The following is a 21,633-nucleotide window of genomic DNA, read 5'->3' as shown; positions in this document are numbered from 1 at the left end:
TATCTGCCGGACGAGAAGCTGAGCTTAGCCGCGGCAAGCGGCACTCTTCATCCGGAAAGTATCTCAGGAAAGGAGCGTGGCCCGCACGAGAAGGGCGCGGGCCACGGCCGACATCAATAGCCGAGGCCCTTCTTTTCCTCGTAGACCTTCAGCGGCTCGTCGGCCTGCGTGTAGAGCTTCGATTCCGTCTGGATCCACTTCGGTGGTGCCGTGCCATCCTTCTGGTACGCGGCAAGCGCGTCGAAGGCGGGGCCGGCCATGTTCGGCGTCAGCTCGACCGTGGCATTGGCTTCGCCCGCGGCCATCGCCTGGAAGATGTCAGGCACGGCGTCGATCGAGACGACAAGGATATCCTTGCCGGGTTTCAGGCCGGCCTCCTTGATCGCCTGGATGGCGCCGACGGCCATGTCGTCGTTGTGGGCGTAGAGTGCGCAGATGTTCTTGCCACCGTCCTCGGCCTTCAGGAAGCTTTCCATCACTTCCTTACCCTTGGTGCGGGTGAAGTCGCCGGTCTGGCTGCGGATGATCTTCAGGTTGTCATGTCCGGACAGCGCCTGTTCAAAGCCCTTCTTGCGGTCGATCGCCGGCGAGGATCCGGTCGTACCCTGGAGCTCGACGACATTGCAGGGCTTGCCGGCCGTGGTGTCGACGAGCCATTTGCCGGCGACATTGCCCTCGTGCACGAGGTCGGAGGTTACCGCCGTCAGATAGAGTTCCTTCGAGGCGTCGACGGTGCGATCGAGCAGGATGACCGGGATTTCCGCGTCTTTGGCTTCCTGCAGCACCTCGTCCCAGCCGGTGGCGACGACCGGCGCAAGAAGGATGGCATTCACGCCCTGCGCGATGAAGGAGCGGACCGCCTTGATCTGGTTTTCCTGCTTCTGCTGCGCATCAGCAAATTTGAGGTCGATGCCGCGCTGCTCGGCCTGCTGCTTGGTCAGCGTCGTCTCGGCGGCGCGCCAGCCGGACTCCGAGCCGATCTGCGAAAAGCCGACGACCAGATCGGCCGCGGAAGCGCTGCCGAACGTGCAGGCAGCAAGGATCGTTGCACCCGCAAGTGCCTTGGCGATTTTCATGATTTCCTCCCAAAGAAAGCTGCCTCCAAGCAGCCATCGAGAAAAAATCATATAATATTACTTTTGTAAACGGGCACTTTTCATCTGGCGCGCTGGACGTGAAAGAATTTTCATTGAGTTCGCGGGACGGCTGAACGCGGGTCAGCCGTCCCGCCCGCAAGCGGCAGCGGAAGTTTCGCAGGATTGACCAACGAGAAAAACGCCTGCCGCTAGGGCGCTAGGCTTTTGCCAGCACGGTCCCGGCGGCACTGGCGAGCATCACGAGTGCGACGCCGAAGATCTGGTTGAGCGACAGCGCCTGGCCAAGGACGATGAAACCAGCGCCGGCGCCGATAGCCGGCTCGAGGCTCATCAGGATGCCGAAGGCCGACGGCTGCATGCGGCGGAGCGCCATGAATTCGAGCGCGTAAGGGAGCAACGGCACCAGAACGGCGAGCCCGGCCGTCACCAGCAGCAGGTCGAAGGAGAAGCCGGATTGCACTTGGCCGACACCGAACGGGGTTGCGACGAGTGCTGCAAACAAGAGCGAAACGGCAAGCCCCTCCAATCCCCTGAAGCTTTGGCCGGCATGCTTCATCAGCACGATATAACCGCCCCAGCCGATCGCAGCGCCGAAGGCGAAAAGCAGCCCGCGCGCATCCGCCACCCACGCCGAACCGTCCCAGGAGAGGCACAGCACGCCGGCCGCCGCGATCGCTGGACAAAGCAGGCGCCAACCGCGACCGCCAAATATCGCCGCGACGGTCAGGGGGCCGAGAAACTCGATTGCTACGGCAAGCCCGAGCGGAATCCGTTCGATCGCCGCGAAGAAGCAGAGCGTCATCATCGCCATCATGGCGCCGAGCGAAAGCGCCGTAAGCCACTGCGACCGCGTGTAACTGAAGAAGCGCGGCCGGACGAGGAGCAGCAGGAATGCGGCCGCCCAGGAGACCCGCAGCCAAGTTGCGCCAAAGGTGCCAAGGCTTTGCATGGCCGACTTCGAGAGTGCGGCACCGAACTGCACGCTCGACATGGACAGGAGGCAAAAGGCGATCGCTATGGACACTCGCCCGGCCGAATCCGGCACCGTTGCCGGCCCGCTCCAGCCGCTATCTGCCGTTGCCGTTGCCGTTTCGGTATCCGCCATGTCCGTTCTCCTGTTGGGCTTGAACGGACATAGCAACTTCGGCACAATAATGAACTCTAATAGTTGTGATGGCTCTATAAAGGAACGTTATATGCATGATCTGGACATCGGCCTGTTGCGGGCCTTCGTCGTCACCGCCGAATGCGGCAGTGTCAGCGGTGCCGCCCAGCGGCTGGCGCGGACCCAGGCCGCCGTCAGCATGCAATTGCGCCGACTGGAGGACGATCTTGGCGCCAGGTTGTTGAACCGCAGCACAAGGGGCATGGACCTCACCGAAGCCGGGCATGTGCTGCTTCCCTACGCCCAGAAAATGCTGGGCCTGAGTACGGGCGCAAGGAGGGCGCTTGCCGGCCGATCGGTCCACGGTCCGATCCGCTTCGGCATGATCGAGGACATCGCCGTCGGCTCGCTGCCAAGGGCACTGCAGCGCTTCGCCGAATGTCATCCAAACGTGGCGCTCGAGCTGACGGTCTCCGAAAGCACCGTGCTTTCGGAGAAGTTGTCGCAGGGCGAGCTCGATGTCGCGATCGGCGACCCCGCTCTCATTCATGGCCGGCCGATCCTCGCCTGGCGGCTGCCGCTCCGCTGGGTCGCCGCACGCGGTTTCGCGATGTCGGAAGAAGGTCCCCTGCCGCTGGTCACCTTCGACGGGGTCTGTACCTGGCGGCAGAAGATGATCGAAGCGCTGAACTGCGGCAAAAGGCCGTGGCGCACGGTGCTGACGAGCGCCAGCCTCGCCTCGATCCAGTCGATGATCGAAGCCGGCCTTGGTATTGCGGTTCTGCTGGATCTCAACATCCGCCCAAACACAATGAAGATCCTTGGCGCCAATGAAGGCTTGCCGCCGGCTCCGATGATCGAACTCGGCCTCTTCGCTGCCGACGACCAGGGGCTCTCGTCGCAGCCCGTTGCAGCGCTCTGGGAATTCCTCTCCGATGAGCTTCAGGCAGAAGCCCTGGCAACGGCTCAGTCATAGCATCTCAATTGCATTCCGATCCCAGAACGAAATACGGCCCCGGCGCAACCCAGAGATTGAAAATCTCGAGGCAAAATTTTACTAAATAAAGATTGCACCGTGCCCGAAACCGGGCCGGCGGCGGCAGGCAGGAAGCAGGACATGGTCACAATAAAGGAAATCGCTTCGGCTGTCGGGGTCTCGTCGGCAACGGTTTCGCGGGTGTTGAATTACGATCCGACTCTTTCGATCTCCACGAAAAAGCGTCAGGCGATCATCGAAACGGCCGAGGCGCTGAACTACGCGACGCCACGCAATCGCGGTCGCGGCGCGGGCCCGATGCAGGGCCTGAAGTTCGCGCTGGTACATTTCCTTCAGCCCGCCCAGGAACTGATCGACCCCTATTATGTCGGCGTCCGGCTCGGGATCGAAAACCGCTGCCAGGCGCTGAAAATCGAGGTGGTCAAAGTCTTCCACAACGGCAACCTGCCGGAGGCGGCGATCCTCCAGGGCGCCAACGGCGTCGTTGCCGTCGGTCACCACTATGGCGAAGAGGTTCACTGGTTGCGGCGCCACAGCCGCCACTTGGTCTTTGCCGACTTCGCGCCTGACGACGACATCGACGATAGCGTGATGAGCGATGTCTCCGTGGCAATGAATCGCTTGCTGCAAGGCGTTCACGGCATGGGTTACCGCCGCATCGGCTTCCTCGGCTGGATCGACGCCTTTCGCGACAAGGACGACATCCATTCCGAACGCCGCTGCCGCGCCTTCATCAACTGGATGACGAAAGCAGGACTTTACGACCCGGACCTCTGCATGGTCGAGAAGCTGACGCCGGACAGCGGTTACACGTTGGCAAAGGCCATGCTGTCGAAACCCAACCGGCCTGAGATCCTGATCACCTGCAACGACAACATGGCGATTGGCGCCTATCGCGCTATTCACGAGATGGGCTTGAAGATTCCGGAGGGTGTCGCCGTGGCAAGCTTCAACGACATTCCGGTCGCGCAGTTTCTCGGCCCGCCGCTTTCGACGGTCAAGATACCGGCGGAAATCATCGGCGAGACGGCCGTCGACCTGCTGATCGAGCGGCTTTCAGGACGTGACGTCGCCAAGAAGGTGCTGCTCGGAACGGAGATCGTCTGGCGCGGCAGCACGGCCGCCGGGAGCACGATTGCGGGCGTGTAAAAATGGCCTGGTAAAAATTTACTGAAATATTGCCTTCTTCAGAGTTTTGCGAAATACTCCGCGCCGAGACACGGAGGAATGTCTCGGGGAACGAAAATCGAGGGAGGAAACTATGGACATGCGTATCTATCTGCCGCGCTTTGCCGCCGTGGCGCTCGCGGGGGCCAGCCTGTTGGCGGTGACTTCAGCGCAGGCCAAGGAAATCACGGTCTGGTGCTGGGATCCGAACTTCAACGTCGCGATCATGAAGGAGGCCGGCGCGCGCTATACCAAGTTGCACCCTGACGTCACCTTCAACATCGTCGATTTCGCCAAGGCCGACGTCGAACAGAAGCTGCAGACCGGTCTTTCGTCCGGTACGGCGGATGCGCTTCCCGATATCGTGCTGATCGAAGACTACGGCGCGCAGAAATATCTTCAATCCTTTCCCGGCGCCTTCGCGCCACTCTCCGGCACGGTCGATTATTCCGGCTTCGCTCCCTACAAGGTCGAGCTGATGACGTTGGATGGCCAGGTCTACGGCATGCCCTTCGATTCCGGCGTGACCGGCCTCTATTATCGCAAGGACTATCTGGAGCAGGCTGGCTTCAAGCCCGAGGACATGCAGGATCTCACCTGGGATCGCTTCATCGAGATCGGCCAACAGGTCGAAGCTAAGACCGGCAAGAAGATGATGGGTCTCGATCCGACCGACGCCGGCCTAGTCCGCATCATCATGCAATCGGCCGGCCAATGGTATTTCGACAAGGAAGGCAAGGCAAACATCACCGGCAACGCCGCACTGAAGGCGGCGCTGGAGACGGTCGGCAAGATCATGTCGGCCAATATCTACAAGCCGGCCGCCGGCTGGTCCGACTGGGTCGGCACCTTCACCTCGGGTGATGTCGCCACCGTCATTACCGGCGTATGGATCACCGGCACCGTCAAGGCGCAGCCGGATCAATCGGGCAAGTGGGGCGTGGCACCGATCCCGGCCCTTTCGATCGATGGCGCGACGCATGCCTCCAACCTTGGCGGATCGAGCTGGTACGTGCTTGAAAGCTCGGCCGAGAAGGCCGAGGCGATCGATTTCCTCAACGCGGTCTATGCCAAGGACGTCGATTTCTACCAGACGATCCTGCAGGACCGTGGCGCCGTCGGCTCGCTGCTTGCCGCGCGCGGCGGTGCGGCCTATGGCGAGGCCGATGCCTTCTTTGGCGGCGAAAAGGTCTGGCAGAACTTCTCCGACTGGCTCGCGAAGGTTCCCTCGGTCAACTACGGCGTCTTCACCAACGAGGCGGACACCGCCGTCACCGCACAGCTTCCGGCGCTGCAGCAGGGAACGCCCGTCGACGACATCCTGAAGGCGATCGACGCCGAGGTCAGCGCACAGGTGCAGTAATCGCCACGGCGATTGTCTGCATTATTCCCGGCCGTGGCGGCGTATGCCACGGCCAACGGCTCCTGCTATCCATGAGGATGATGATGGCTCTCGCACGTCGCGGCGGCATCGGCCGATACTACAACATCGATGGCTGGCTCTTCGTCGCGCCGGCGCTCGGGCTGATCGCCCTTTTCATGATCTACCCGATCCTCTGGTCGCTCTGGATGTCGTTCCAGTCCGGCCGCGGCATGATGCTGAAGTTCGCCGGTTTCGCCAACATCGTCCGTCTGTGGAACGATCCGGTCTTCATCAAGGCGCTCACCAACACGATGACTTATTTCGTCGTGCAGGTGCCGATCATGATCCTCCTGGCGCTGATCCTCGCGTCATTGCTCAACAATCCGAGGCTCGTCGGCCGCGGCTTCTTCCGTACCGCCATCTTCCTGCCCTGCGTCACCTCGCTCGTCGCCTACTCCGTTCTCTTCAAAGGAATGTTCGCGCTCGACGGAATCGTCAACTCGACCCTCGCGGCGGTCAGCATCATCGCTTCGCCGATCCCGTGGCTGACGCATCCCTTCTGGGCGAAGGTGCTCGTCATCATCGCCATCACCTGGCGCTGGACCGGCTACAACATGATCTTCTACCTCGCGGCGATGCAGAACATCGACAAGTCGATCTATGAGGTCGCGCGCATCGATGGGGTGCCTGCCTGGGCGCGCTTCACCCACATCACCATCCCGCTGTTGAAGCCCGTCATCCTGTTCACCACGATCATCTCGACCATTGGCACGATCCAGCTCTTCGATGAGGTCTACAACCTGACAGAAGGCAAGGGCGGGCCGTCGAATGCGACGCTGACGCTGTCGCTCTACATCTACAACTTGACCTTCCGCTTCATGCCGAACTTCGGCTATGCGGCGACGGTCTCCTATGTAATCGTCGTGCTCGTCGCCCTTCTCGCCTGCCTTCAGTTCTTCGCGGCACGGGAGCGCGACCGATGAACAACGGATCCGCACGCATCGTCAGCACCATCGTCACCTACGGCTTCGTCGGGCTGATGGCGTTTCTCTCGATCTTCCCATTCGTCTGGATGCTGCTCGGTGCCACCAATTCGTCGATCGACATCATCAAAGGCAAAATGCTGCCTGGAAGCGCGCTTGCCACCAATATCAGCACCTTCTTCACCCAGGTGAACGCGCCGCTGGTCTTCTGGAATTCGGCCAAGATCGCCATTCTTGCGACAGCGCTGACGCTCGCCGTATCGTCGCTTGCCGGCTACGGCTTCGAGATGTTCCGCTCACGCCGTCGCGACCGGATCTACAGCGCTCTTCTGCTGACGATGATGATCCCGTTTGCCGCGTTGATGATCCCGCTCTTTATCATGATGGGCAAGGCGGGCCTCATCAACACGCATCTCGCCGTGGTGCTGCCGTCGATCGGCTCGGCCTTCGTCGTCTTCTATTTTCGCCAATGCACCAAGGCGTTCCCGTCGGAGCTTCGCGACGCGGCCAAGGTCGACGGGCTGAAGGAATGGCAGATCTTCCTCTACATCTACGTGCCGGTGATGCGCTCGACCTATGCGGCGGCCTTCATCATCGTCTTCATGACGGCGTGGAACAACTATCTCTGGCCGCTGATCGTGCTGCAGTCGAACGAGACGAAGACGATCACGCTCGTCATCTCCTCGCTCGCCTCCGCCTACTATCCCGACTACGGCGTCGTCATGGTCGGCACCATCCTCGCGACGCTTCCCACGCTCGCGGTCTTCTTCTTCATGCAACGCCAATTCGTCCAGGGAATGCTGGGCTCAGTCAAATAGGAATGATCATGCGTTCTGTTAGCTCTTTCAACGACACCTGGGTCTTCTCCGAAGGCTTCGCCGCCACGGAAGCAGGCCGTCTGCGGGCGGGCAAGCCCGTCAGCCTGCCGCACAATGCGGTGGAACTGCCCTTCAACTATTTCGACGAGACCTCCTATCAACGCACCTTCACCTATCAGAAAGTGCTTACCTGGCGTCGAGAGTTCCATGGCCGCGAAGTCTCGCTCATCTTCGACGCGGCCATGGCCGACGCCGTCGTCTACCTCAACGGCGAAGAAATCGTCGCCCACAAGGACGGCTATACGCCCTTCGAGGCGCGGCTGACGGATAGGTTGCGAGAGGGAGACAACCTGATCACGGTCAAAATCGACGGTAGCGAGAACTCGGAGATCCCGCCCTTCGGCGGCCGCATCGACTATCTCACCTATGCCGGCATCTATCGCGACGTGTGGCTGAAGGTCACCGACGCGGTTTCGGTCGCCAATATCAAGATCGAGACCCGCGACGCACTCAGCGATACCAAGTCCGTCTCGATCCGCTGCGATCTCGCCAATCCGCAAGGACTGGCCTTCGCCGGCGCAGTCACGGCGCTCCTCAAGGACGCGAACGGCAAGGTTTTGGCGGAAGCCGTCACCGAAACCCGGGGTGACAGCATCGCGCTGGAGATGACCGGCCTCACCGGACTTTCGCTCTGGGATATCGACGATCCGGTCCTCTATGAAATCGAAGTGCAACTGCGCAGCGATCGCGGCAGCGACCGCCTCTCCTCGCGCTTCGGCTTCCGCACGGCGGAGTTCACCACGGATGGGTTCAAGCTCAACGGCCGGCCGCTAAAGATCCGCGGCCTCAACCGCCACCAGGCCTTCCCCTATGTCGGCTATGCCATGGGCCGCACGGCACAGGAACGCGATGCGGAGATGCTGAAGAACACGCTGCATTGTAATTTGGTGCGGACCTCGCATTACCCGCAGTCCAAATGGTTCCTCGACCATTGCGACCGCATCGGCCTGCTGGTGTTCGAGGAAATCCCCGGCTGGCAGCATATCGGCGGCGAGGCGTGGAAACAGGAGGCGACCCAGAACGTCCGCCGCATGATCGAGCGCGACTGGAACCATCCTTCGATCATCATTTGGGGCGTGCGCATCAATGAATCGCAGGACTCGCATGACTTCTACGTCGAAACCAACCGGCTCGCCCGTGAACTCGACCCGACGCGGCAGACCGGCGGCGTGCGCTACATCACCGACAGCGAATACCTGGAAGACGTCTACACGATGAACGACTTCATTCTCGGCAACGAGGAACTGCCCGGCGCAAACCGCCCGCGCACGGCGCTGCGCCCGCAGCAGGAATGCACCGGGCTCAATCGCAAGGTGCCCTATCTCATCACCGAATTCGGCGGCCACATGTTTCCGACGAAGATCTACGACCAGGAGCAGCGGCAGGCCGAGCACGTGCGCCGGCACCTGGAGGTGCTGAACGCCGCCCATGGCGACCCAAGCATTTCCGGCGCCATCGGCTGGTGCATGTTCGACTACAACACCCACAAGGACTTCGGCTCCGGCGACCGGATCTGCTATCACGGCGTCATGGACATGTTCCGCCAGCCGAAATTCGCGGCCTATGTCTATGCCAGCCAGTGCGAACCGTCGGAGGAAGTGGTGATGAAGCCGGTGACCTTCTGGGCGCGCGGCGAGCGCAACATCGGCGGCGTGCTGCCCTTGATCGTGCTCACCAATTGCGACGAGATCGAACTGAAATACGGCTCGCTGGTGAAGCGCGTCGGTCCGGACCGGGAGAACTTCCCGCATCTGCCGCATCCGCCCGTCGTCATCGACCATCGCCACTTCACCAAGGACGAACTCGGCGTCTGGGGCATGAAGTGGGAAGATGCCGCCTTCACCGGTTTTATCGACGGCAAGGCCGTTGCCAACCTCCGCATGGTCGCCGATCCCGTGCCGACGACGCTGGAGGTCGTCGCCGACAGCGCGACGCTGAGAGCCGAAGGGCGTGACAGCGTCCGCGTGATCGTGCGCGCGCTCGATCAGGCCGGCAACGTGCTGCCGTTCCTCAACGATGCGGTCGACGTCACCGTCACTGGCCCGGCCCGGCTGCTCGGACCCGAACGCCTCGTCTTCCAGGGTGGCTCGACCGGTTTCTGGCTGGAGACGACGGGGGCTGCCGGCGGTATCGCGGTCGCGGTGGCCTCGACACGACTTGGGTCCGTAAGACTGGAACTTTCGGCAATCGCCAACGAGGCAGCGGCTGCATGAGCGAACTCCAACTCAGCAACGTCAGAAAATCCTATGGCAACTTCGAGGTCATCAAGGGCGTAGACCTCGACATCAAGACAGGCGAGTTCGTCGTCTTCGTCGGACCCTCAGGCTGCGGCAAGTCGACCCTGCTCCGGATGATCGCCGGCCTCGAAGAGATCACGTCGGGCGATCTCACGATCGGCGGTGAGCGCATGAACGATGTCGATCCCTCGAAGCGCGGCATCGCCATGGTCTTCCAGTCCTATGCGCTCTATCCGCATATGACGGTCAGAGAAAACATGGGCTTCGCACTGCGTTTTGCCGGTGTGCCGAAGGCCGAGATCGGCAGCCGCGTCGGCGAAGCGGCGAATATTCTCGAACTCGGACCGTTGCTCGACCGCAAGCCGAAGCAGCTTTCCGGCGGCCAGCGCCAGCGCGTGGCGATCGGCCGGGCGATCGTACGGCATCCGAAGATCTTCCTTTTTGACGAGCCGCTGTCCAATCTCGATGCGGAACTGCGCGTGCACATGCGGATCGAGATCGCCAGGCTGCACAAGAAGTTGGCGACCACGATCATCTACGTCACCCACGACCAGGTCGAGGCGATGACGCTTGCCGACAAGATTGTCGTCATGCGCGGCGGCGTGGTCGAGCAGGTCGGTTCGCCCCTCGATCTCTATGACGATCCCGCCAATCTCTTCGTCGCCGGCTTCATCGGCTCGCCGAAGATGAATTTCCTGAAGGGGATCGTCGAAGCGGGCGCTGGCGGAGAAAAACACGTCCGTCTTCCGGACTTCGACAATGCTACGCTTCCGCTGACCGCAAAGGGCGCGGCACCGGGCAGCACCGTGACGATCGGTATCCGGCCCGAGCATTTCGGCGAAAGTGGCCCGGCGAGCCTCGACCTGACGATCGACATACTCGAGCATCTCGGCGGCGAGACCTTTGCCTATGCTCGCCACGGCGACGGCGAGCTGATCATCATCGAAACGAAGAACGGCCGCGGCCTCAAGTCCGGCGACAGCATCGCCGCTCGCTTCGACCCGGCCGTCGCGTTGGTGTTCGACGCTGACGGCCGACGCCTGCGCTAGCGTATCCGTGCGTTCGGATGAACGCACAAAGGATGCTCCAGGCGAAGACAGGAAGGGGCGCATTCACTGCGCCCGTTGGCACCCGTTGGAACCCGTCCGTCACCAGCCATACGACGACAAAACATGGCGTGCGCTTTCTGGTGCAAATCTGTGGTATCGACTGGTATCAAACGCTCGCCCTGCGCGAGTCGCTTGCATGCAGGGCAGACCGAACGGCGGATAATGATTGTGCGCCCCGATCGCAGCTACATCGACGTCGACTGCCAGCCGATAGCTGTCGACGCTTTCAGCCGCGCACTCTGCCGGCGGTCTGCATGACCGACCCGAGCGATCAGCCGATACACGTGCTGCTACTGCGGCTGGTGCTCAACCTTGCGTTCCTCGTCGTGCCTTTCGTGATCCCGCTCTATCTGCCGTTGCCGTTTGCGATCGCCTATTGGGCCGGCGCCATGGCCGCCGAATGGATCGAAGATCGCCTCTTTGGAAAGGTCGACCATACCTTCGTATGGATGCTCGGCGGTTGCTTCGGCCTGAGCTATGCCGTTGCAATGCTGATGTCCGGAACGGTGGCATCCGTACTCGCCGGCGTTGCCTGCTTCCTGCTCCTGCTTTGGCTGCAAAGTCTCTGGGAAAAACGCACAGACATGCGGATCGAGCGGACACCGGAGCCTCCCATCGCCGCTGCAGAGTCTGACGCGCGCAGCGACAACAGCGCATGGGGCAGTCCGGTTCCGGTCACGCCCGAAGGAGAGAGCCTGCGCGTGCTTGCCTGTCATGAGATCGCCATGGGCGGCCCCGTGATCTGCGACTACCTTCTCCCTGATGGCAGCGTGATTCTCGGGGCAGGCTCTTCGACCGGCTTCTCGGCGGACAGGCAATACTTCGTTTCGCCGAGCCCCTCCCGTGGGCAATGGGGTCTGCTGATCTACGATCGCCGCAGCCATATCCTCTACCGCTGCGACGATGCGACAGCATTCTGGGAGATCGACCTCGTCACCGAAACGACGATAACCGGTCGCCACAGCCCGGTCACCTCGAACCGGACCTACAGTGCCCAGATCGCCGAACTGATCGCCGGCGCCGAAAAGGAACAGATGGTGACGGTCGTTGATCTTAAGATCCCCGCAAAGGACTGGGCCGATATATGCGACCGCGACGAAGCCTCGCTGCCTGCCGGCCCGGCGGGAGTCCCTGACATCACCAGCATTCCCTATCTGCCCGACAGCCTGATGGCGCTCGAAGCGCCGCTGGACCCGCTCTATCACCCGATGGCCGAACTCGTCGTCGATGGCGTCACGAGCGGGCTGCTCATCTCGACGCGCTATCCGGATGTCGTGTGGCGGGAGGATGCAAATGCGTTTGCCTGCTTCGCAAACCGAAAGGACCACCGCGACGAGAGCGGCTACTGGTCCTGGAAAACAGCGAACGGATGGCGGGAGATCGCCAAAGGGCACGACATCGGCGCGAACCGCCCCTATGCCAGCCGTGACGGCCTTGCCGCCCTCGATCCGGACCATTTGGCGGTCGGATGGACGCTGGCTCAGCCGGAACTTGGTTATAGCCGGTTCGGGCGGCTCAGCAGCTATGCGCATGCGCCGCTGGAGATCGATGGCCGGACCTATCCGCAGCCGGTTGTTCGCCAGTGCCTGCCGCTTGTCGAAGGGGGCGCCACGGAATCAATCGAGAGCGCGCCGCTGAATACCGGGAAGCGTATTCGGTGGCATTTTCTGCGCCGGGATACCGATCTGTCCTGTGATGTCTTCACCTGTACCTTCGGTGTCCAGGCTCTTGAGGGCGAATGGTTGCTCGACCATAGGATTTCAGCCACAGGGGATTTCATCGCTCTGGTGGCCTATGCGGCCTCGCCGGAGGTCCCCCACCGCATCGCCGTGCTCGATGGGGAAACCGGCATGCTGGCGTGGATCGAAGAGAGCCTTTGCGATCCTCAGCTTCAGGGATTTGCCGAGGACACGCTTCATTTCGTTCATCTTGTCGGCCGCATCGACGATGGGCCGACGGGGCCCGCCTATCTGTCGGCAGATGAGGCGCCGCAGAACTTCGATGAAGCCGTCCCGCCCCCAGCGAAAGCGCGCGCCTTCATGGAACACCGCGACGGTTCCGCCCTTCACTATCGGCAATCGGCCGCTACTCTCCGCAACGGCGCATGGCGGTTGCGGAGCGACAAACCGTAGGCCGATCGCTCCACAATGGGGGGAAGTCACTCACCCATGCATCGCTCTCGCGGCAGTCTCGCACTTACGGAAACATGCCCTTTGGCGTCTCGCCCCTCAGGAAAGGCTCGATGAATCCGTACAGGAGATCCGTCTGGTTGATGACCGCGGTGTGCGACGTCGCCGGCAGGATCGCAAGGCGCGAGGCGGCAAGCGGCTTGCCCATGTCGCCCATCGCTCCGCCGCCGAGCAGGCGAAACAGCGCAACGTTGTGTTCGAGCGTCGCCACGTCGGCATCGCCGGCAATGATCAGCACCGGCGCCTTCAGAGCCTTGACGTCAGCCTCCCAGGCCATCGGCTCCTTTTCGAGCTGGATGAGCTTTCGGGCCAGTTCCGGGAAGCCATCCGGGTTGGCGGCGAGCTTGCGATAGTCTTCGGCAAAGGGCAGGCCGACGATCATCTCAACGGTCATTTGCGGGATGATCGCCTTGAACTCCGGCTGCCAGCCCTCGGCATCATAGGCGACGGATGCGGCCACCAGATTGTTGACTTTCTCCGGATGCCGGATCGCGAGCTGCAGGCCGGCAGCCGCGCCCATCGAATAGCCGAAGACATCGGCCTTCTCGAGATCGACGGCATCCATGAAGGCGGCGACATCGTCAGCCAGGTTCGGATAGGTGATCGGCCGGTCGATATCGGTCGTGCGGCCGTGGCCCTGCAACTCGACCGCATAGACCTTGTGAGTCTCGGCAAGCTTCGGGATGATCGCGCCCATCGACGGAATATTCATATAGGCGCCGTGCAGCACGACCAGCGGCTCGCCTTCGCCCGAGACCTCGTAATACATCTTCATGCCATTGACATCGACGCGATTGCCAACCGGCTGGGCCTCGGCAAACGCGCTGCCGAAAATCAGCAGGGCGCCTGCAATCAAAGCGGTACGAAACATTCTCAATCTCCTTATTGTCTGCGCGGTCCAAAACCGCCGTCGAGATTAAGACGTGCGGCGCTTTCCCATCCCGACGTCGACAATCGATAAAATTTCGCGCTTTTATTGCAGCAAGTAGAACGTGACTCGCAGGGGAATCGAGGCGTCCGCTACCTCTATGCTCGCCTCAGCATATGGGCCTTGAGGAGCTCGGCGTGATTGTGCGTCTCGTCCTTCACACTGTAGAGCAACGTCACTGGGCCTTCGGTGATGAGCTTCCGCAACTGCTCGACCGCGGCCTGGTTACTGTCGAGCTCGGCAAGGTAACGTTTGCTGAACTCGGCCCAGGTGCCCTGGTCTCCATGAAACCAGCGGCGCAGTTCCGTCGTTGGCGCGATCTCCTTCAGCCAGAGATCGACCGCGGCTTCCGTCTTGGTCAAACCCCGCGGCCACAGGCGATCGACGAGAATGCGCATTCCGTCGCTGTCTGCTTTCGGCTCGTAGACACGTTTGGTGTTCAGTTGCATGACCGCCCCCCACGCATTCTCCACCGTTGGAGCATAGCCCAGGGCCTTTGTCCAATCGCGCTCCGGTATTTGGCAACGGCCGGGAGCTGGGGCGTCACACCCCGCGCCTGTTGCCCCAAAGCAGGACATGCAACTGCGGCAGAACGCGAGCCTCGAACCAGCGATCCTCCGTTACCTTGCCCACGAGCCAGAGCATGCGGTCGATGATACCGTCGATATCGACGGTGGCGTTGTCGTCATCAGGCGGTGGCGGCGTGTGGTTGCCGGGCTGCAGGTAGAGGGGCAGATGCGGATAACGAGCCGCGACGTCACGCGCATAAGCATAGTCGCGCTCGTCGAACACGACGATTTTCAGCGCCACCTCAGGCCTTTCCGCCGCCATCAAAAGACAGTCGTCGAGGTCGTGCCAATTCGTTTCCATGCCGCTCGACGGCGGCTTCGGGCTCAACACCAGGACGTCGAGATCGGCGAACCAGTCCTTCGCGATACTGCCCTGCGTCTCCAGGGCAAACCGGTAGCCATCCTTTCGCCCGCGCGCGATCAGGGGTCCGAGCGGCTGGATCGCCGGATTACCGCCGGACAGCGAGACCGTGAGCGGCTTGCTGCCGGACAGCCGGATCACTTCGCTCCAGATCTCCTCCACCGTCATCGGCAGCCATTGGTCGCGGTATTCGCTGTCGACGGCATGCAGCGTATCGCACCAGCTGCAACGATAATCGCAGCCCCCCGTGCGCACGAACACGGTCGGCAAGCCGATCAGGATGCCCTCGCCCTGGATCGTCGGGCCGAAGATCTCACTGACGCGGATGCGCGTTTCGCCGGGCCCGGTCATGGCCGATATTCCGCCCAGGTCTTCGGCGTCTCGCTGACGCGCACCGCCGAGGTTTCGGGCAGCCTCGCCTTGCACCAGTCGTAGAAATGCTTCGCCAGACATTCGGCCGTCACCTGGTCGTGGCCGAGGACATCGTTGAGGTGACGATGGTCGAAGCTCTCGTCGATATAGCGCTTCAGCGGCGCCAGCTCGTGATAGTCGCGGACAAAACCGTGGACATTCAATTCCTCGGCAGCGAGTTCGACTTCGACGACGTAGTTGTGGCCGTGCAGCCGGGCGCATTGATGGTCGGCCGGCAGGCTCGTCAGTTGGTGCGAAGCGGAGAAATGGAACTCCTTGGTGATCCGAAACATCACTTCACCTCCTCTGCCGCATATGCCGAGGTCGCAGCCACCCAGAAATCCGGATCCTCATAGTCGGTCGGATCCGCAATGCCGGCGAGGTGGAAGGCCTCGCGTCGCTCGACGCAGGTGCCGCAGCGGCCACAGTGGCGGGCGCCGCCCTTGTAGCACGACCAGGTCTCCTCGAAGGGGGTCGCATGGCGTGCGCCATCGGTGACGATATCCGCCTTTGAGATCGTCACGTAGGGCGCATAGAGTGCGACCTTGGCGTAGCCATCGAGTGCATGGTTCTGCATCGCCTGGAACGCGTCGATGAAGCCGGGTCGGCAGTCGGGATAGATGAAATGATCGCCGCCATGCACGGCGACGGCCACCGCATCCGCCTTCTGTGCCGCCGCCAGTCCGAAGGCAATGGCGAGCATGATGGCGTTGCGGTTCGGAACAACCGTCGCCTTCATCGTTTCCTCGGCATAGTGGCCGTCGGGCACGTCGACGTCATCCGTCAGCGCCGATCCGGTGAGATGGGCGCCGATCGCGCGGATGTCGATGATCTGATGCGGAACGTCGAGACGATTGGCGCAAGCCGCGGCAAAGTCCAGTTCCTTGCGGTGTCGTTGGCCGTAGTCGAAGGAGAGCAGGCCGACAAGCTCTTGCTCGGCTGCGACCTTGTGGGCAAGCGATACCGAGTCCAATCCGCCGGAGCAGATGACAATGGTCTTCATAATAGGTGTCCTTGTTTTGACCGGGTAGGCTGCGACCGGATTACAGGGTGCCTTCTAGGACAAAGCAGGGGCGATGGGAAGTGTTATGTTGTTGTTGTAGGAAGACAAAGGATTTGTCCCACAGACACGCAGATGGCCCAAGACACATCTGTAGAATTTGGAATGGCGTTTCACAGAAAGACGTTTTTTTGGCCTGTGTTGTAAATCCATTTCCGCGGAAATATAAAAATGAGCAGAATCTAATAGATCAAATCTTTTATGCGCTTTGGGTTATCCGGCGCGTCCGAAAACTACGATGTACATCATCATTTCTCATATAAGAATTGGAGGGTTACATTTTGCTGGCGATCAAGGGAAGTGATCTGTCGAGAGAAATACTCATCAACCGGTTGGTCGATAAGGGCATAGGTGTGCCCGTGGGTCCGGCGACGACGCACTGGGGACGGCTTAGTCGGCTCGGTCACGGCTACTGGAGTTGTCAGCGAGTGATCGTTAGCCGCCTGGCGAGCGCACATGCTATCGGCACAGGCAGAAAAGCTGTCCTCCGACAGCCGGCACATCGCCTCAGTTGTGCTCGACGTTAGTCTGCAATGATCCCAAGTGAGCCTCTCTAAGCTATCGGCCGGGGGGCGACACAAACCGCCCCCCCCAAAAAAAGGCGATAGAGCCTTCTAGGGACGAGCCTCGCCTCCTGTACGCTTTTGACCGTCGAGCCTTAGGGCTGGAAAAGCGGGTGAACGCGTCGGGAAACTTGGCCAGGCGCTTCGCGCACTTCTTGTCGTTGGAGGCTTCGGCTCCAGCCAACAGCCGTCGGCGATCCCGTAGACCCGCAACTGCGGAAAATGCTCGCGGATTTGCAGGAATCTCTTCGCACATACGGTGGCGACAGGCTTGTTTTCCGCCAAGGATATAGCCGCGATCATCAAATTTCCGCCCCAACGCGGGTTTCGCGCTTGGATGGGCGCGGCCCAAAGGTCCCGCAACCCTCGGCAAACCTGCATGGCCGCATAAATCTCCGCGGCCGCCGGGCTCATGCCATCGCAATAGGGATAGGTCTGAAGCGTAGCAGCCCACCAATCGGCAAGCCGCTGAGCTTTCTGCGGCTTTCTATCCTTGAGTTGGCTGATCCCGCGGTTAATGTCCATACAAACCGGGAACGTGATCCACACAGTGTTTTGTCTCAGAAACCTAAGTACTGTTGGATTGGGCCTCAGTTTGATGGGTTCGCTGAAGCCGCACGTGGTCAGGAAGGCATCCATCGCGCTTCTCCTCCGGCCGTATCGCACACGCGATACGGCATGAAAGTGTGTAATTTCATCGGCTTAGGCGGTTTAAGAACCACCATAGGTCGACAACGAAGATGAAAGTGCCCGTGCGAAGAGCATGGACCCGGATCGTACCAGATCCGAGCGAATGCCCCTCCGGCCGGGCTGACAACAAGAAAGGTGAGCGTTCGAACGCACTTTTAGCGCGAACGGGGCCATAGACACCGAGTTCTCATTGATTTTTGGGGCCAGATGCGCTATGGGTAACACATGGTGAAACCGCCTTTCGCCTTATGCGGTTGACTTTTTAGAATCCATCAACCGCCTGTCACAATGAGCCGCGTTGCACGAGCGGCTCGTTTTGTTTCTGATGTACTTACTTGTATTGAGTGATGGCCCGAGGGCTAACATCGTTACAATATTAGATTCTCCCCATCGACCAATTTCAATGTCACGTTCCGCGAACTACTCTTTGTGGTCTACGAGAGGTTGTTCTCCGGGCTAGTGTGACTCTGGCAACTGTCGGCCACGGTCAGCACTCCACACTGCCACCTCTGATTGACCTGCTGGCACCAATTCCCCTCGCCCAATCGACGCGACATCAATGGTCGAGGTCTGCAATTTTCTACGACGCGACGTCCCACCTCGGGTTCCCAAACGGTTACGGCTGGGTCCATTCTCCTCAACACAAATGAAAGACTCCGCGTCGGCGTTGCTTCCGGCTGCCGGCACAATTAGGAGGTGTGGCTGGAGCACTTTTCGCGGGAAGAGGCTCAACTTTGCACATCCCCTAAATTAGCGAATACATGGTCTATAAGCAGACCCGTTTTGACGCACAACGTCGATTACCTGCCTCACCCCGGGGCGGGGGCCGTCTGAAAGAGGTCTCTCGTTTTCAACGGGCCCGAACCTCAGAGAAATTTGCAGCGGGAAAATTCAGGAACTCGCATCGAAAGCGAGGTCTTCCATTAGGGAAATGAAGCTGGCTGGGTCGTGGGATGTGAAATGGATTATTCCAGACCCCAAAAGCGCAACCTTTTCGATAACTTCTCCTACGATTCGGAAGGCCGCCCGACACTAGCACTGTCGGCAACCCGACTAGAATGACCTCGAGACTTATGACTCCGACAGGGGCTCCGCTCACAGAAATTTGTAGTCACCGAAGCCCTTACGCTTGGCTTTTGAAGTCCTCACCGCAGGTCGAACAGGCCGGGGCGATCTGCTATCGCAAAGTACGCAATCCTGGCGACTACAAAGTCCTGCTAATTTCGGGCCGCAGCAGCGGGCTGTGAGGTGTTCCCAAAGGTCATTTAGAGGCCGGCGAAACCTCAGCGGTGGCAGCGGCAAGAGAGGCATTTGACGAAGCCGGCGTAGTAGGTGTGCCGATGCTGGATCCGATCGGTGCGTTTGCGTACACGAAGGATGGGAGTGCTTCGCTGTACCGGGTCCAACTGCACTTGGTTGCCGTGGTCTCGACTACGGTTCTCTACCCGGAACGAGGCGTTCGACGACTGCAATGGGTGCACTCGTCCGCAGCACCGTTCCTTGTCGGGCACCCCGCCCTTGGCTACCTGCTCAGTGAAGTTCTGAGTGAACGTTTTAAAAGCCACGACACGGGCTACGCCTTAGGGGCCACTATGTAGGGGCCTTAGCAGTGTGAGAACCAGGCGGCTCGTGACGTCGGCGGCCTATGACAGCCTGGCAATGGCCAACGTCACCGAACCGAGATAGTCGTCAGCGCGCAGGCTCGCTCCTCATCCTACTTGTTTCGATCCTCGCGTGCGCGTGGTCGGATCTTTAACGTATTGCTCGTGACGCTTGGCCGGATGAAGATTCTCCGACCGAGTGGTTTGAAGCCGATCTCGTCCAACGCGGACCCCAATGAGGCCTCAGCGGCCTCATTGGGGTCGTCTCTGACCTCGCAGCAAATGAATTGCCCGGTCGCCGAAACGTGTCGTTGAAAGAGCTTCACGGCGAACACCCGCGGTCAGTTGCCTGATCGGATCTTCCGGCGCGCGGCCGCCTGTTGACAGATCGTTGCCTGCGAGCGCTTGTCCTTCTCTGGTTACCTTTCGCCAGTAGCTGCACCACGGTTTCACCACTGGCAACGTGGTTTGACACGAGGTCGACCACCAAGGCCTCCAGCGGCCCACGTGCGTCTGATAACACGGCCGTGGCGCGCTCCATTCCGGCTCGAAGTCGCAACTCCACCTTGATCCGCAAATCCGGATCAGAAAGACGAAGCCACTCTAAAGGGCGATCCCCTGTCCCCAAATCGGTTTCGAGGGAGTCCCCGTAGGCAAAATACCTCTCCATGAGGGTAGCGAGGTCCGTAGCGCGGACCAAGTCGGAACTATGTTGCCCGCCTGCTCCCGATGCGTGATCGCCGAGAAGCAATCTCTCGGCAGCAATTCCACCTAGCATCACGGTGATTGAATTCTGGAAGTCTTCCGCGCGCTGGAACTGGTTGCTGTCGCTCGCGAAAACCGTCTCGCCGATCGGACCTTCGTAGCCTTCGAGAACATGATCGGTGATGCGGACCTTTTGGACGCTCTTGCCGAGAGCAACGGCGACAATCGCATGTCCAGCCTCATGAACGGCGAGACGGTGCTTCTTGTCGGAAGTCAGCATGAGCCGCTTCGGCAGGAGCGCTTCGATATCCGATTTGCCGACAGGCCTCCCTTCATGTCGGGCCATGCGACGGATGTCTCTCGCAAACTTCTCGATCTGCGCTCCTGTCCACCCGGAGGTCGACGCTACGAACTCCTCCAACGACCCTGGCTCGCAGTTCTCCAGATAGCCCAACAGAATTGCACGCCGGCTATCGGCATCGGGCAACTCGATGCGAATGATCCGCTCAAGGCGTCCTGGTCTCACGATCGCGGGATCGATGATCGAAGCGTCGTTGGTAGCCCCTACGACAACCACACCCTCGCGCCCACCCACGGGGTCGAGCCGCTCCAGCAATCCGTTGATAGCCTGCCGTTGGTAGTCCGCGTTGTCCGACGCCGATTTTGGACGTCTCGTACTGAACGAGTCCAATTCGTCCAGAAACAGGATGCAAGGTTTCTTCTTCCTGGCCAATTCGAAGCTCTTCCGCATGGCTTCGAGGAAGTCCCCAAGGTGCCCACACGCTTGCCATTGAGCGAACGAGGCGGGAACAAGCTCAACGCCGCAAGTGTTGGCCAACGCGCGCGCAAAGCTCGTCTTGCCGCAACCGGGTGGTCCCTCAAGTAGAATGCCACGATCGACATCACACCACCCAATCTCATTTCTCTTCCAGGCCGCCAGATCAGCGGCGAGCCGCAGACCCCAGGTTTGGGCATCTCCGTACCCAGCCATGTCTTGCAACATCGGACCCTTTGTTTGGATTTGAGTTTTCGATGCGCTCGGGTCAGGGGATTCCTTCAGCCTTTCCAAGATTTGTGCCAGAGGGCGTCCACTACGGCTGGCAAGCCTGACGCGACCGAGGTTTTGGCTAGCCAGGAAGGTTGCAGCCTCTTCGGTCATTTCTGGCAGGGCAAGGACTTTGCCTGCAGCGAGGTAATCTTGAGGTTGGGGTGTGGCAAGGGTTTCAACGACGTCGACCAAGAGGTTGACTTCCGGCGTGATCGCTGCCTCGTCCGTAGCGATAAAAAACACGCTGTGGCAATCCTCGATGGTGCTGATGAGCTGCCCAATCCCCCTTGACGTATCCGGAAGAATTTCGACATCAAACCGCCCGTTGGGTTTCAGCAACCCAGCACACTCCAGGAGCCCGGAGGCGGCCTCTTTGTAGAGCATCGCATGGGAATACTCGGGAACAATCGCCACGACAACGCAAGGCTCGGCCGATCCCTTGAGAAGCTGGTTAGTCATGCTCTGCATCGCGCACCCGGCGACTACGATCGGCAGATTGGTGATTGACTGGCCTGCGGTTAGCCAGCGGGAGGTGTTTGGCTTCCTGTTCTTCAACATCGTAAAATCCTCGG

Annotated in this window: 17 protein-coding genes and 1 pseudogene; 9 read left to right on the top strand and 9 right to left on the bottom strand. The window is 60.6% G+C overall.

Annotated elements, in window-relative coordinates; genetic code table 11:
- Positions 1-113: 113 nt before the first annotated feature.
- Positions 114-1,076: a galactofuranose ABC transporter, galactofuranose-binding protein YtfQ gene (ytfQ, locus tag ACQ5BM_RS27390; protein ID WP_429818121.1), complete on the bottom strand. Its 963-nt coding sequence runs from the start codon at positions 1,074-1,076 to the stop codon at positions 114-116.
- Positions 1,077-1,293: 217 nt separating this feature from the next.
- Positions 1,294-2,202 (bottom strand): EamA family transporter, encoded by a 909-nt coding sequence (locus ACQ5BM_RS27385; RefSeq protein WP_429818119.1) that lies wholly within the window; start codon positions 2,200-2,202, stop codon positions 1,294-1,296.
- 91 nt (positions 2,203-2,293) lie between these two features.
- Between ACQ5BM_RS27385 and ACQ5BM_RS27380 the strand changes: the two genes are divergently transcribed.
- The 8 genes from ACQ5BM_RS27380 (at position 2,294) to ACQ5BM_RS27345 (ending at position 13,068) form a co-directional block, all read left to right on the top strand.
- On the top strand, positions 2,294-3,178 hold the full coding sequence (locus tag ACQ5BM_RS27380; protein WP_429818117.1) for a LysR family transcriptional regulator: 885 nt from the start codon (positions 2,294-2,296) through the stop codon (positions 3,176-3,178).
- Positions 3,179-3,319: 141 nt separating this feature from the next.
- Positions 3,320-4,348 carry a LacI family DNA-binding transcriptional regulator gene (locus ACQ5BM_RS27375; RefSeq protein WP_429818115.1) on the top strand — a complete coding sequence of 343 codons (1,029 nt, stop codon included), beginning with the start codon at positions 3,320-3,322 and terminating at the stop codon, positions 4,346-4,348.
- A 112-nt stretch (positions 4,349-4,460) separates the two neighbouring features.
- Positions 4,461-5,729, top strand: a complete 1,269-nt coding sequence (locus tag ACQ5BM_RS27370) for an ABC transporter substrate-binding protein (protein WP_429818113.1) — start codon at positions 4,461-4,463, stop codon at positions 5,727-5,729.
- An 83-nt stretch (positions 5,730-5,812) separates the two neighbouring features.
- On the top strand, positions 5,813-6,712 hold the full coding sequence (locus ACQ5BM_RS27365) for a carbohydrate ABC transporter permease (protein WP_429818111.1): 900 nt from the start codon (positions 5,813-5,815) through the stop codon (positions 6,710-6,712).
- Positions 6,709-7,530, top strand: a complete 822-nt coding sequence (locus ACQ5BM_RS27360) for a carbohydrate ABC transporter permease (RefSeq protein ID WP_429818109.1) — start codon at positions 6,709-6,711, stop codon at positions 7,528-7,530. Before ACQ5BM_RS27365 ends, ACQ5BM_RS27360 begins: the two co-directional genes overlap by 4 nt.
- An 8-nt stretch (positions 7,531-7,538) precedes the next feature.
- A complete protein-coding gene (locus ACQ5BM_RS27355) occupies positions 7,539-9,803 on the top strand; it encodes a glycoside hydrolase family 2 TIM barrel-domain containing protein (protein ID WP_429818107.1) in 2,265 nt (754 codons plus the stop codon).
- A complete protein-coding gene (locus ACQ5BM_RS27350; protein WP_429818105.1) occupies positions 9,800-10,876 on the top strand; it encodes an ABC transporter ATP-binding protein in 1,077 nt (358 codons plus the stop codon). Before ACQ5BM_RS27355 ends, ACQ5BM_RS27350 begins: the two co-directional genes overlap by 4 nt.
- Positions 10,877-11,190: 314 nt before the next feature.
- Positions 11,191-13,068, top strand: coding sequence for a hypothetical protein (locus ACQ5BM_RS27345; RefSeq protein WP_429818103.1), 1,878 nt, complete (start codon positions 11,191-11,193; stop codon positions 13,066-13,068).
- Between the two features lie 64 nt (positions 13,069-13,132).
- On the opposite strand, the gene ACQ5BM_RS27340 is transcribed toward ACQ5BM_RS27345, so the two are convergent.
- The 6 genes from ACQ5BM_RS27340 to ACQ5BM_RS27315 form a co-directional block, all read right to left on the bottom strand.
- Complete coding sequence (locus ACQ5BM_RS27340; RefSeq protein WP_429818101.1) at positions 13,133-13,996, bottom strand: alpha/beta fold hydrolase; 864 nt, start codon at positions 13,994-13,996, stop codon at positions 13,133-13,135.
- A gap of 155 nt (positions 13,997-14,151) precedes the next feature.
- Complete coding sequence (locus ACQ5BM_RS27335) at positions 14,152-14,502, bottom strand: DUF488 domain-containing protein (RefSeq protein ID WP_429818099.1); 351 nt, start codon at positions 14,500-14,502, stop codon at positions 14,152-14,154.
- Positions 14,503-14,596: 94 nt separating this feature from the next.
- Positions 14,597-15,334, bottom strand: coding sequence for a 7-carboxy-7-deazaguanine synthase QueE (gene queE / locus ACQ5BM_RS27330; RefSeq protein ID WP_429818097.1), 738 nt, complete (start codon positions 15,332-15,334; stop codon positions 14,597-14,599).
- Entirely contained in the window at positions 15,331-15,687 is a 357-nt protein-coding gene (queD, locus tag ACQ5BM_RS27325) for a 6-carboxytetrahydropterin synthase QueD (RefSeq protein WP_429818095.1), read from the bottom strand. The genes queE and queD overlap by 4 nt, the downstream gene beginning before the upstream one ends.
- Positions 15,687-16,397, bottom strand: coding sequence for a 7-cyano-7-deazaguanine synthase QueC (gene queC / locus ACQ5BM_RS27320; RefSeq protein ID WP_429818093.1), 711 nt, complete (start codon positions 16,395-16,397; stop codon positions 15,687-15,689). The genes queD and queC overlap by 1 nt, the downstream gene beginning before the upstream one ends.
- Positions 16,398-17,068: 671 nt before the next feature.
- Positions 17,069-17,656: a hypothetical protein gene (locus ACQ5BM_RS27315; RefSeq protein WP_429818091.1), complete on the bottom strand. Its 588-nt coding sequence runs from the start codon at positions 17,654-17,656 to the stop codon at positions 17,069-17,071.
- 1,313 nt (positions 17,657-18,969) lie between these two features.
- On the opposite strand from ACQ5BM_RS27315, the pseudogene ACQ5BM_RS27310 reads away from it, so the two are divergent.
- A pseudogene (locus ACQ5BM_RS27310) lies at positions 18,970-19,305 on the top strand (NUDIX domain-containing protein); the annotation flags it as partial.
- 325 nt (positions 19,306-19,630) lie between these two features.
- Here the strand turns inward: ACQ5BM_RS27310 and ACQ5BM_RS27305 are convergent.
- Positions 19,631-21,619 carry an AAA family ATPase gene (locus ACQ5BM_RS27305; RefSeq protein WP_429818089.1) on the bottom strand — a complete coding sequence of 663 codons (1,989 nt, stop codon included), beginning with the start codon at positions 21,617-21,619 and terminating at the stop codon, positions 19,631-19,633.
- Between the last annotated feature and the right edge of the window lie 14 nt (positions 21,620-21,633).

It is taken from the genome of Ensifer sp. B1-9, assembly GCF_050474445.1.
Taxonomy (GTDB): domain Bacteria; phylum Pseudomonadota; class Alphaproteobacteria; order Rhizobiales; family Rhizobiaceae; genus Ensifer.
The sequence above is the reverse complement of the archived record's forward strand: the minus strand, read 5'-3'. Positions and strand labels throughout refer to the sequence as shown.

Coding starts and splice junctions, on each gene's coding strand:
- ytfQ (WP_429818121.1), bottom strand. CDS start 1,076: ATGAAAATCGCCAAGGCACTTGCGGGTGCAACGATCCTTGCTGCCTGC.
- ACQ5BM_RS27385 (WP_429818119.1), bottom strand. CDS start 2,202: ATGGCGGATACCGAAACGGCAACGGCAACGGCAGATAGCGGCTGGAGC.
- ACQ5BM_RS27380 (WP_429818117.1), top strand. CDS start 2,294: ATGCATGATCTGGACATCGGCCTGTTGCGGGCCTTCGTCGTCACCGCC.
- ACQ5BM_RS27375 (WP_429818115.1), top strand. CDS start 3,320: ATGGTCACAATAAAGGAAATCGCTTCGGCTGTCGGGGTCTCGTCGGCA.
- ACQ5BM_RS27370 (WP_429818113.1), top strand. CDS start 4,461: ATGGACATGCGTATCTATCTGCCGCGCTTTGCCGCCGTGGCGCTCGCG.
- ACQ5BM_RS27365 (WP_429818111.1), top strand. CDS start 5,813: ATGGCTCTCGCACGTCGCGGCGGCATCGGCCGATACTACAACATCGAT.
- ACQ5BM_RS27360 (WP_429818109.1), top strand. CDS start 6,709: ATGAACAACGGATCCGCACGCATCGTCAGCACCATCGTCACCTACGGC.
- ACQ5BM_RS27355 (WP_429818107.1), top strand. CDS start 7,539: ATGCGTTCTGTTAGCTCTTTCAACGACACCTGGGTCTTCTCCGAAGGC.
- ACQ5BM_RS27350 (WP_429818105.1), top strand. CDS start 9,800: ATGAGCGAACTCCAACTCAGCAACGTCAGAAAATCCTATGGCAACTTC.
- ACQ5BM_RS27345 (WP_429818103.1), top strand. CDS start 11,191: ATGACCGACCCGAGCGATCAGCCGATACACGTGCTGCTACTGCGGCTG.
- ACQ5BM_RS27340 (WP_429818101.1), bottom strand. CDS start 13,996: ATGTTTCGTACCGCTTTGATTGCAGGCGCCCTGCTGATTTTCGGCAGC.
- ACQ5BM_RS27335 (WP_429818099.1), bottom strand. CDS start 14,502: ATGCAACTGAACACCAAACGTGTCTACGAGCCGAAAGCAGACAGCGAC.
- queE (WP_429818097.1), bottom strand. CDS start 15,334: ATGACCGGGCCCGGCGAAACGCGCATCCGCGTCAGTGAGATCTTCGGC.
- queD (WP_429818095.1), bottom strand. CDS start 15,687: ATGTTTCGGATCACCAAGGAGTTCCATTTCTCCGCTTCGCACCAACTG.
- queC (WP_429818093.1), bottom strand. CDS start 16,397: ATGAAGACCATTGTCATCTGCTCCGGCGGATTGGACTCGGTATCGCTT.
- ACQ5BM_RS27315 (WP_429818091.1), bottom strand. CDS start 17,656: ATGGATGCCTTCCTGACCACGTGCGGCTTCAGCGAACCCATCAAACTG.
- ACQ5BM_RS27305 (WP_429818089.1), bottom strand. CDS start 21,619: ATGTTGAAGAACAGGAAGCCAAACACCTCCCGCTGGCTAACCGCAGGC.